Source organism: Lysinibacillus sp. NPDC059133 (genome assembly GCF_042755925.1).
Lineage (GTDB): Bacteria > Bacillota > Bacilli > Bacillales_A > Planococcaceae > Lysinibacillus.
Genome location: NZ_JBHZDH010000068.1, coordinates 4,139 through 15,438 on the forward strand (window position 1 = coordinate 4,139; position 11,300 = coordinate 15,438).

The 11,300-nt window shown below is 37.3% G+C and carries 11 protein-coding genes; 3 read left to right on the forward strand and 8 right to left on the reverse strand.

Features of this window, described 5'->3' with window-relative positions; genetic code table 11:
* The first annotated feature begins 224 nt into the window (after positions 1 to 224).
* The gene (locus ACFXN8_RS23620; protein WP_376071568.1) at positions 225 to 539 is read left to right on the forward strand and encodes a hypothetical protein; all 315 of its coding nucleotides are present in this window, start codon (positions 225 to 227) and stop codon (positions 537 to 539) included.
* Positions 540 to 620: 81 nt separating this feature from the next.
* Here the strand turns inward: ACFXN8_RS23620 and ACFXN8_RS23625 are convergent, their stop codons facing one another.
* From ACFXN8_RS23625 to pepV, 7 genes are all read right to left on the reverse strand, one after another.
* Positions 621 to 1,847, reverse strand: a complete 1,227-nt coding sequence (locus ACFXN8_RS23625) for a carboxylate--amine ligase (protein WP_386847928.1) — start codon at positions 1,845 to 1,847, stop codon at positions 621 to 623.
* 557 nt (positions 1,848 to 2,404) lie between these two features.
* Positions 2,405 to 3,268, reverse strand: a complete 864-nt coding sequence (locus ACFXN8_RS23630; RefSeq protein WP_376078980.1) for a YtnP family quorum-quenching lactonase — start codon at positions 3,266 to 3,268, stop codon at positions 2,405 to 2,407.
* 11 nt (positions 3,269 to 3,279) lie between these two features.
* Positions 3,280 to 3,927, reverse strand: coding sequence for a tRNA (guanosine(46)-N7)-methyltransferase TrmB (gene trmB, locus ACFXN8_RS23635; protein ID WP_386847930.1), 648 nt, complete (start codon positions 3,925 to 3,927; stop codon positions 3,280 to 3,282).
* A 251-nt stretch (positions 3,928 to 4,178) separates the two neighbouring features.
* Entirely contained in the window at positions 4,179 to 5,111 is a 933-nt protein-coding gene (locus tag ACFXN8_RS23640) for a diacylglycerol/lipid kinase family protein (protein ID WP_386847932.1), read from the reverse strand.
* 3 nt (positions 5,112 to 5,114) lie between these two features.
* The gene (locus ACFXN8_RS23645; protein ID WP_376078974.1) at positions 5,115 to 6,119 is read right to left on the reverse strand and encodes a nuclease-related domain-containing protein; all 1,005 of its coding nucleotides are present in this window, start codon (positions 6,117 to 6,119) and stop codon (positions 5,115 to 5,117) included.
* A 318-nt stretch (positions 6,120 to 6,437) separates the two neighbouring features.
* Entirely contained in the window at positions 6,438 to 7,292 is an 855-nt protein-coding gene (dat, locus tag ACFXN8_RS23650; RefSeq protein WP_386847933.1) for a D-amino-acid transaminase, read from the reverse strand.
* A 29-nt stretch (positions 7,293 to 7,321) separates the two neighbouring features.
* Positions 7,322 to 8,728 carry a dipeptidase PepV gene (gene pepV / locus ACFXN8_RS23655; protein ID WP_376078970.1) on the reverse strand — a complete coding sequence of 469 codons (1,407 nt, stop codon included), beginning with the start codon at positions 8,726 to 8,728 and terminating at the stop codon, positions 7,322 to 7,324.
* Between the two features lie 355 nt (positions 8,729 to 9,083).
* Between pepV and ACFXN8_RS23660 the strand changes: the two genes are divergently transcribed.
* On the forward strand, positions 9,084 to 9,305 hold the full coding sequence (locus tag ACFXN8_RS23660; protein ID WP_049667439.1) for a DeoR family transcriptional regulator: 222 nt from the start codon (positions 9,084 to 9,086) through the stop codon (positions 9,303 to 9,305).
* A gap of 579 nt (positions 9,306 to 9,884) precedes the next feature.
* The gene (locus ACFXN8_RS23665; RefSeq protein WP_376078968.1) at positions 9,885 to 11,060 is read left to right on the forward strand and encodes an MDR family MFS transporter; all 1,176 of its coding nucleotides are present in this window, start codon (positions 9,885 to 9,887) and stop codon (positions 11,058 to 11,060) included.
* 9 nt (positions 11,061 to 11,069) lie between these two features.
* On the opposite strand, the gene ACFXN8_RS23670 is transcribed toward ACFXN8_RS23665, so the two are convergent.
* The coding region (locus tag ACFXN8_RS23670; protein ID WP_386847935.1) for a hypothetical protein at positions 11,070 to 11,300 on the reverse strand (231 nt) is incomplete at its 5' end.

The following is an 11,300-nucleotide window of genomic DNA, read 5'->3' on the forward strand; positions in this document are numbered from 1 at the left end:
GTACGAAAGCGTAGCGGCAGTAACAAATGTTTCTGTGCGAAAGCGCAGCGGCAGCAACAAATGATTTCTGTACGAAAGCGTAGCGGCAGTAACAATTACGCCAAGCGAAATTAAATCCTAAATTCGCAATATTGATACATTTCCTAAAAAGTGCTAACGTATGAACGTGCATTCACTCTGTATGCTATGTTAAAATAAAGCTATAGAAAAAGGAGGAAAAAAGCATGAAATTACGTGATTTTTTAATTGGTGTTGCTACTGGCCTTGCTGCCGCAGTCATTGTTAAAGAAGCAAGTGAAAAGGTTTCTCCGTATGTACCTGCAGGACAAGTACTTGAAAACATAAAAAAGGAATTTAAAAAGGATTCACCGATTGACGGTTCTTGGATTTTTATGAAAACAGACAATTTCTCAAACGGCATTATGACTATTCCTGTATACCGTGGAGGGATCTCTCGTTTACACGAGGGTGAAATGCAAACATTTGAATTTGCTGCTGACGCTCGCTCAGGTGTTGTAGTAGAACTCACAGAAGTATAACGTTACTCAACAATACACGAACAAAAATTATAGAACCCTACAAAAGAAGCCATCTCAGTTATTTGAGATGGCTTCTTTGTTTTACTCAGTCAATCCTTTATTGTTGAAGTACTTTTTATATTTTCGATAATAATTTAAATTATTTAACGTTAGCTTCACCCAACGTTTTGCATTCATATCTTGGTTAAAGTAAAGAGAGTTTGTATATTTCCCTTCACGAATTAATTTTTTCGCTTCTAGTTTAAGCTTTTCATTTGACGCATATTTGAATAATACACCTTTAGGAATAACCATCCATAAATGCTTATCCTGAACATAAGTTACTTCCTGTTCAATATTTAACATATGGTCATCTGCTACATACTTCATTAAATTATGACCACTTGCTGTAACATAATAGCTTGAGCGGCCATTACGCAAATTGATTTCAAACAGCTTATACTGTTTGTCGCGCATATCGTATTTCATATCGAAGTTAGCAAAGCCTGTATAACCGATCTCCTCTAAGAAAAAGCGTACTTGATCCATTAATTCTTTATCGTATGTTGTAACGATTGCTGCATAACTACCGATTCCCTCAGGTGAATGCTCTTCCAAGATTGGATTTCCTAGACACATCAGCTTCACTTTGCCGTCTTTCCCTACATATGCATTTAATACACGCATATAAGAATCGTCACCTGGGATGAATTCTTGAATAATCATTGTATCCTGATAAGTTGAGCTATAGATTGCTTTTAAAATTGCTGTTTTTTCCGCTTCATCATGTGCAACGAACACTTTTTTCTTACCTGGGAATTTACATGCCCAGTATTCCACCGAGTTCGATGCCTTTAAAATAATTGGGTAATCAAATGGTGGTGTAAAGTTTTCGTAATTGTCTGCTGTCACAGTCGTCGTACCTGGATATTTAAAATCGTACTTATCACACATTTTATAGAAATTTTCTTTTAATAAAATTTCATCCATAAGGGATTCATCAATGTATGGTACTGTAAAATGCTCCTGCAATGCTGGCTTATTTTTGATAATAAGCTTTGCATAATCATCTCCACACGCTAACAACAGTAATTTTTTATCAGAATATTTTTTTGCGACCTTTGCAAGTGCAGGTGCAAATACATCCTGTTCATTTAAGCGATCAATCTCTTCGAAATTTATGATATGGCTGTCTTGCGTTGCTGTTAAATGTGAACGTCCTAATACAAGTGGTTTAATACCATATGCCTCATAAAATGCACGTGCCATACCATATGCATTCATATCTGATCCTAGTAATACTGGTAAAAATGGTTGCTCAGTTGCCATGTATTTTCAACTCTCTTTTGTGTTTTAGTATAGCTTTTAGTGTATCATATTTTCCAAGATGTTCACGAAAAAAGTGTCAAAAAAATGGGGTACAATTAAGCACATCTTAAAAACTTTAAGTTGATTTCTGTTCCTACTATGCAACTACAATAACTTATATCACTTAGCTTACGTTTGCATAAAACAATAGGCGAAGTTACGTTTTATCACTATAAATTAGAGTGACATACCAGAGATACATACTTTGTGAAGCGTTTGATTGGAGTGGAGACTGGGCGACTCCTCGGGGATTAGCAATAGAGGAACGCGAGTGAAGCGGCTCATCGGACGCCCCCAGGAAGCTTTGCTCTGTGCGAAAGCGTAGCGGCAGCAACAATTGTTTTATCTGTGCGAAAGCGTAGCGGCAGCAACAACAAAGCGCCCAGTCGGAACGGAAATCAAACCCTAGTTTTGCCAAAGAGCAATACTTTATTTAATTACCTTAATTTTATTGACACAATAGTTTTCAACACGATGAAAAAAACGTGCGAACACAAAAGGTTCACACGTTCTATTTATTAGAATGTAATAACAGCTTGTCTGCTGCGTTCTAGTTTATCTACAATTTCTTTACCTGTTTCATCCCATTTAATCATGCGGTAATACGCATCATGGTAGAAGATAAAGCCGTAGCCATTCGCAAGTGCTTCTTTCATTATACGTTCCTTCGCAAAGACACTCGCCATTGGATAATCGTCATACGCTAAAACCCATAATGGATTTTGATGTGCATGCGTCGGCATAATATCTGCCATATGCAATAATACCTCACCATTTTGAGTCAATTTTATAATGGCATGTCCATCACTATGACCACCAGTATGAATCATTTCAATACCCGGAACTACCTCTAACGTACCTTCATACGTTTCGATTAAGTGCTGAACTGGCTCCCAGTTTTCTTTCCAATACGTATTTTTCGAGCGAATATTTGGCTCACGCATTTCATCCCACTCAATTTTCGTTACAAAGATTTTTGCATTCGGGAATGTTGGTACAAGTACATCGTCTTCCCATTGCGTTAAACCTCCGGCATGGTCAAAATGCAAATGCGTCATTAAGACTACATCAATATCAGCAGTTGTTAATCCTAGCTCCTGTAAGCTAGCCGCTAATGTTGACTCCTCAGTTACCCCAAAGTTACGTAGCTGCTTTTCATTTAATTTGTTAAAACCAACGCCTGTATCAACAATATAGTTTTTGCCTTCATATTGAATTAATATTGGCTCAGTTGGTAACTCGATTTGATTTTTTTCGTTAACTGGATATTTGCGTGACCAAAGTGGTTTTGGTACAACTCCAAACATAGCACCGCCATCAAGGCAAGTGACACCCCCGTTTAGCCATGATAATGACATATTGTGAAACTTTAACTCATCCATCCATACTCCCCCTATTTAGTAAAGAATTGCGATTCTAGACGATAAATTGGCTGTCCTTTAGCAGAAAATTTCTCCTCATATTCAGTCATAACATTATCCTCAGGCATATTCGCATGTAGGTCGAGTGATACATACTTTAGTAACATACCATATTCAGACATACTCATTAATGAATACTCAAACAAACCACGGTTGTCCGTTTTAAAATGGATTTCCCCCTCATCCACTAAAATCGACTCATATAATTTCAAAAAATCCCCGTGCATTAAACGTCGCTTAGCATGGCGCGTTTTCGGCCAAGGATCTGAGAAATTCAGATACACACGCTCTACATCATTTTTTCCAAAATATTTATATAAATCTGCGCCATTTACTTTTAATAATCGTAAATTCGCTGGAGATTTAGCCTCTAAAATTTTTTCTAATGCACAAACAATTACACTGTCATAAAGCTCAATTCCAATATAATTTATATTCGGATTTTGTAAGGCCATACCTGTGACAAATTGACCTTTCCCAGTACCTACTTCAATATGTAATGGGTTGTCATTTCCGAAAACAGCCTGCCAATTTCCTTTAAAGTCTTCAGGATTCGGAACAATCACCTCTGGATGATTCGCAATCATTTCCTCCGCCCAAGGCTTATTTCTTAATCTCAATTTTCTTCCTCATTTCTTTCTCATGAAATTATTAATTTTTTATAGTATAACGTATTACCATAAAATTCGCATGAAATTATTGCGAAATGATATTTTTTTACTCGATGTTTTTTGTGCGAAAGCGCAGCGTCAGCAACAGCCACCGATGTTGGTCACGAAGGAGTCGCCCACCCTCCACTCCAATCAACTTTTATGCATAACATACGGTTTAACAATTGTCATCCCGAATTTTTAGTGAGAGACCATTTTTTTCAAAGTTCCTCTGATCGTACCTGCCAAGCATCACGTTGCACTGTACAATGAATCCTCGTTCCCTCTCTAATTTCCCCAATATAGTTACCATCTGTATGACAATCAACGTCATTTCCATGCACGAAAATGTTAAATTGATGGCCTTGCAAAAAAGTAATCTCTTTAAATTTTGTATGTTTTTCAAAAAACACAGTGACAAATACTAGTAGCAATTTAAGGCGGGAAATACCGTGAACGATTGTTATTTCGATTTGTCCATCATTCGGTTTAGAAGATGGGGAAATTTTCATTCCTCCTCCGAAATAAGGTTGATTGCACATCGCAACAAACCATGCTTGCTGAAAGTGCCATTCTTGATTGTTTGCTTGAATCTTTACATCAAAGCGTCTAAAGCTAAATAGTCCTCTTACAACAGCCGCAGCATAGGATAGCTTACCAAGCCCTATTTTATTGAGGTAAAACTTCAAGCGAGATGTATTAATACGTTTGGTGACAAATGCGTCAAAGCCCACACCAGCATTATTGACAAATATCTCGTGCTGATGATCTCCAAACTGAACGGCACCAACATCCATTGGGAGGTAAACCATTTCATTTTGTATATAGCTTTCAATTTGAAAGGCATCTTGAAATGTAGTAAAGTATCGTGCGAAATCATTTCCCGAACCAGCACGAACTACACCAATAACTATAAATTTATTATGTACAACGCCACTAACAACCTCATGTATTGTGCCGTCACCGCCAACAATAACAATTATTTTTTTTGTTTGAGCATCTTGCGCCCAATTTTTTGCAAGCTCCTGCCCATGTCCCTCATATTCTGTAAAGGCGACTTCATAGTTAATTGTTAAATGCTGTTGAAGATGGTGCCAAACTTTCTTACCTTTACCGTGCCCTGCTGCTTCATTCACAATAAATAATACTTGCATTTACTAATCCCCAGCTGGTTGAGAAGATTGCTGCCAAATATCTCGATTAAAGGATGTTGTTTGTACATTGCTTAAAATCGTTTGAGAAGCACGAATTTGCATATGCTTCATAGGAGAGGAAACATTCCTTAAATGCTCCATCCACTCTCCATAATTTCGACGATCAACAAATTGAATTCCGTAAGGTGATCCTGGATAATCGAAATAGCCATTCTGTGTTAAAATAACCTTGCGAATCGGCATATTTATATTATCCTGCTTAAATAATTGAGTTAATACAGACTCCATACGATTCAAACTTATCATTGGATTCAGGACTTTCGAATCCTTCGTCCCTACTTTTTTTATCCAGAATCGCTCACTGCCCCCTACATAAACTGCTTGATTTTCCGCTTCTAGTACTGTTATACAAATACATTCTGTCGGTGACATTAGCACAACATCAAGCTCTATAGGTGCTTTTCTAATTTGTAAAATAGGATAATAAAAAAGCAAATAATTATCAGGTAATTTTTGCAACAAATTTCGCAACAAAGGATCGCGCATAAAACGAGGATCTACATACGACTTTTCACGTAGTGTTGAACTTGCCCATTTCATTTGGAAATGGAAAAATTGATCGATAAACATTCGTTTTAATTCATGAATAGATTGTGGTGCATAGACAATTTTTGGTTCAAATGTTAAAGTCGTTTCTTCGTCTGGTATGCTATCTTCATCACTCACTAATTCATTCGTTATCTCGATCTGTTCAATATCCTCATTTTCTTCCTTCTGACGACCGGCAAATATTTTTTTGAATAAAGAGAATCTTTCTTTTCCCTCAAAAGGATCATTTTCTGAATCGTCGTCGTTATGTTGCCACTCGCTAATTTCTTCTCCTAACTCCCACTGTCGCTTAACACGCTCCCATTGACTTTGCTTTAAACGTACAAATTGTGTTGGATATCTTGCTAAATCAATTTGATAGCGTGAAATATAATCTTGTAATTTCACCAATTGTGCCATGTGTTTTGGTCACTCCAATCTTACTCGCCCTATATCTAATTTGCTAATTTCTCCACTCTTGCTTAGTAGGCAAATCAATCGCAATATCAATTTCGCCTTGGCGTAATTGTTGCTGTCGCTAGCTAAATGAAGATAAATAGACAATTGCATACATTACATCGACATTTGCTCATTGAAATTAAATCCCGATAGCAATCATTCTACAACTGTAGTCATCGTTTTTTATTTTACATGACGTTACAGGAGAAAACATCCATAATTTGTTCTAATAAAAAAGAGAGCTACCCAAGTTTAGGGTAGCTCTCTTACAAGATTCATTTATTCCGCATTAATAGAAAGCGGTAATTTCGCCTCGAATGCTTGTTGTAATTTACGAGTCCATTCACCTGGAACTCCAGCACCAATTTTGTTACCATCAACATCGATAACAGGTGTTACTTCAGAAGATACAGATGACACAATGATCTCACTCATTGTTAATAAATCTGCCTTGGTCATTGGTTCTTCAATAACAGGTAAATTAATTTCCTCAGCACATTTTAAAATAACTTGGCGTGTAATACCGTTTAAAATGAAGTTATTTGCAGGGTGTGTATAAAGTTTACCATCTTTAATGCCGTAAACATTTGCTGATGAACATTCTGTTACGATGTCACCACGATGTAAAATAGCCTCATAGCAGCCTTTTTCAGATGCTTCCTGTTTTGCCATTATAGCACCTAATAAGTTTAAAGATTTAATATCACAACGTAACCAGCGAATATCCTCTACTAAGGTAGCCTTAACACCTTTTTCAAAGTTTTCATATGAACGCTCACCAGTTTTAACATTCCCTGTTAATACAGCTGGAACACTTGCATCTGGGAAAATATGATTACGAGAAGTTGTACCACGTGTAATTTGGAAGTAAACATGACCCGTTTCCAAATTATTTTTTTCGATAAGTTCATGTAATAATTTGTGTAATACGTCTTTAGTATAAGGAATGACAAGACGAATTTTTTCGGCACTCGCATAGAAACGATCAATGTGTTCTTGTGCCGTGAACATATTTCCGTTATAAACTTTAATTACTTCATAAATGCCGTCACCAAATTGGTAACCTCTGTCTTCTGGAGATACTGCAATTGATCCTTCTTCAACGATTTGATCATTCCATAATGAATATGCCATTTGTTACGTTCATCCTTTTCATCTTTAATTTATTTGTTTCCTGCAAGTTCAACAATTGCTTCAGCATAAATAGCTGTTGCTTTTATGAGATTTTCAATGACGACAAACTCATCCGCACGATGCGCTACGTCAGGTTCACCTGGGAACAGCATGCCAAATGCTACACCTTTTTTCATGACACGCGCATACGTACCACCACCAGTAGACAGTAGAGGTGTTTCATAGTCTCCTGTTTGACGTCTATAGATATCTGCTAAAGTCTGGATAAGTGCATCGTCCTCGCTTACATAATGTGGTTTAGAGTCATCTTGAATATCCAATGAAAATCCTTTTGCCACAGTTAAGCGTTGTGCTTCCGTGATTTTTTCATCAAACGGATATGAGACAGAATAGCGCATACTAATGACCATGCTGCCACCTTTAGCCACATCGTAGGTTACAATACCTGGATTTAATGTAGTTTTACCAGACATTTCATCCTCGAATTGTAAATCAAGCTTGTTGCCATAATGATCTTGATAAAAAACATCTGCGGTAAAGTCGACAAATTGTTTACTTGCCTCTGTCGTCAACTCTTGTTGTAAAAATGCTGCAAGATAAACAGCTGCATTGACACCTTTTTCCGGCTCCATTGCATGGGCTGCCTTACCTTTGATAGTTATTATATAGCGAGAACCCTCGATTAATAAAGACCCTTCTAGCTGATTTTTACTTAAAAATGCGTGAAAATTCTGTTCGAATTGTGAGGAAACGAACTGCACCGTTGCTTTTGCAAAATCCGGTACCATATTTGGTCGCTTTCCAGCATTAAATAGTAATAGCTGTTCTTTCGAAGCATCACCTGTTTTATTTTGAGAGAACACTAGCTCGGCAATGCCTTTTTCAGCATTGATGAGCGGGAAATCCGCATCTGGTGCAAATCCAATCGTCGGCATTTCCTCATGTTTAAAATAGTGGTCGACACAGCGGAAGCCAGTTTCTTCATCCGTACCGATTATCATACGGACTCTTTTATTAAGCTCAATGCCTGCATCTTTGACAAGTTTCATGGCCATCCATGCTGCAATTGTTGGGCCTTTATCATCTATCGCACCACGAGCAAATAGCTTTCCATCTGCTACAGTGCCACTAAAGGGTGGGTAAGTCCAATTTGTTTCATCACCAACTGGTACCACGTCAACATGACATAAAATACCTAATAAATCGTCACCTTCACCCATCTGTATGTGACCTGCATAATTATCAATATTTTTAGTTTGCAAACCTTCAGCTTGGCCCTTTGCTAATAACCATTCAAGAGCCTTTAATGGACCATCACCAAAAGGTACTTCAGTAGTGATCGTATTCTCATCAAGAACACTATTAATTTGCACAAGCTCCTGTAAATCTTGTATCAATTCATCTTGTCTTTCCTTTGCAGCTTGTAACCAATCCATATGATGGACCTCCTCTAAAGTAATAACATTATTCTACTCTTTACAACATAAATTACAATCATCTTTCTGACAACTTTTCAAAATCTTACTTCGAACACTACCACATATAGCACGTTTTTCACTTATTCCCACAAAATACAGTAAAAATTTTATGTCTTAATTGTAAATTCCTCTTGCATTCACTAGAAAACTGACTTGTTTTTCTATATAATGAACTTATCAGAATGATTTTTCTGAATATAAAATTAGAAAAGGGGATGTCTAAGGCAGCTACTTATTAGCCTAAGTGCACTCCGCACATATTGTCGTCCGCTAGTCTTTGCCAAGAGAATTAAGATGAAGGAGTGGTTCATTTATGAAACCAACTACTGATCGAATGCTTAATCGTATTAAAGATGTGTACATGTTTATTTTAGACAAAGGAACCGTGTCTACACAGGATTTAGTCGAAGAGTTTAGTATCACTCCTCGCACCGTTCAAAGAGATTTGAACGTGTTAGCCTTTAACGATTTGGTGATGAGTCCAAGTCGAGGCAAATGGACAACGACGAAGAAAAAAGTAAAATTGACGTCTTAGTTTTTACGTGTAACGCGTAAAGCATTTTGTATGGGAAAAGAATGACCTTTCGTCGTGGTCATTCTTTTTTTGTTTTCTACTATTTGTTAATGACCCCCATTAATCAATTATGCCTCGGAATAATTGCATCCGGAATCTGCTTTGTGCTTAGGCCTGCAAATGTTTTTTGCGCGAAAGCGTAGCGGCAGCGGCAGTTGTTTTTTGCGCGAAAGCGTAGCGGCAGCAACAACAGCACAATGTTGGTCACGAAGGCGTTATCATAGGATGTGATGGTTTTAGCCTTCGTTTCTCTATTGCTAATCCCAAAGGAGTCGCCCTCGTACCGAAGATCAACTTATGTACATCGCATACGTTATAACAAATGTCATCAAACAACTTTGGTGATACTCCTTAAATTTACAAATCAAACATTTCGCTCTTATGAAGTTTCCAGCTTACTTCTCCCCACTATTCATTAAGAATCACTTGCATTTTATACCATTTCGTGTTTAGTATTCCCCATATATTTTTCGACTATTTACAATTGCTTAACAATCCATTAAAATCGAAACATTCTACATTTTGAAAGGAGGATATTCTATGAAAATCACCAAACTATTTCATCCTCTAGTTTGGATCATTTTAGGTGGAACTATTTTCACACGCATAGCAAGTTTTATGGCAATGCCCTTTTTAGCCATCTACTTACATAATGAAATTGAAGCATCCCCATTACAAATAGGTTTGACGATTGGTATTGCACCGTTAATCTCCACTGTAGGAGGATTCTTTGGTGGTTATTTAACTGACCGATTTGGCAGGAAAAGCGTCATTTTACTTACTATTGTTGTTTGGAGCATTGTGTTCTTTGGCTTTGCAACAGCTCATACGGTTTGGTTTTTCGTAGCATTGAATGCCTTAAATGGCTTATGTCGCTCCTTCTTTGAACCCTCGACACAGGCATTAATGATTGATTTTACTCCTGTCGACAAACGAAAAAGATTGTTCTCGCTTCGTTATACAGCGATTAACATAGCGGCTGTCATCGGTCCTGTTATTGGTGTTTATATTTCTCAATTGTCTAGCCCAAGTATTCCATTTATGCTGACGGGAATTATGTATATTATTTATGCTGTATTTTTATTTTTCGTTTTAAATCGCTATGAAATGCAGCAACCAAAAGCTTCAACACCTACAAAAATATTGCAAACCTTCACGATACTCTTGACGAATCGTGTACTACTAAGCTTTATTTTCGGGGCAATTTTAATAAATATTGGTTACTCTCAATTTGATTCAACTCTGCCACAAATCATTGAACTTAAAATCGAAGAAGGTGCCAAGCTCTATTCTGTACTAATCTCACTAAATGCAGCGGTTGTATTATTACTACAATTACCGATTAGTATACTTTCAGAACGTTTTTCATCTTCGGCTACTCTATTAGTAGGAATTCTGTTCTTCGCGTTTGGTCTTTTATTATTCGGCTTCTCAAATAACTATCCACTATATATGATCGCTATGATTATATTCACGATTGGTGAAATTTTCGCCTTTCCGACTATGAGTATCATGATTGATGAAATTGCGCCTGATACACAAAAGGGAGTCTATTTAGGAGCAGCCCAATTTAAAAATTTAGGAGGCTTTATTGGACCCATTATTGGCGGGTGGCTGTTAACACATTACATGGATGCAATGTTTGCGGTTATTGCTGTTCTTGTTTTATGCAGTTGTTTATTTTATAAATCCAAGCTTAAGCCGCAACAGGAATAAAGTGGCTCATCACCATAACGTGTGGTTGATTTCCGTTCCGACTGGGCGCTTTGTTGCTGACGCTTCGCTTTCGCACAGATAAAACATTTGTTGCTGTCGCTTCGCTTTTGCACAGATAAACATTTGTTGCTGTCGCTTCGCTTTCGCACAGATAAACATTTGTTGCTGTCGCTTCGCTTTCGCACAGATAAACATTTGTTGCTGTCGCTTCGCTTTCGCACAGATAAACATTTGTTGCTG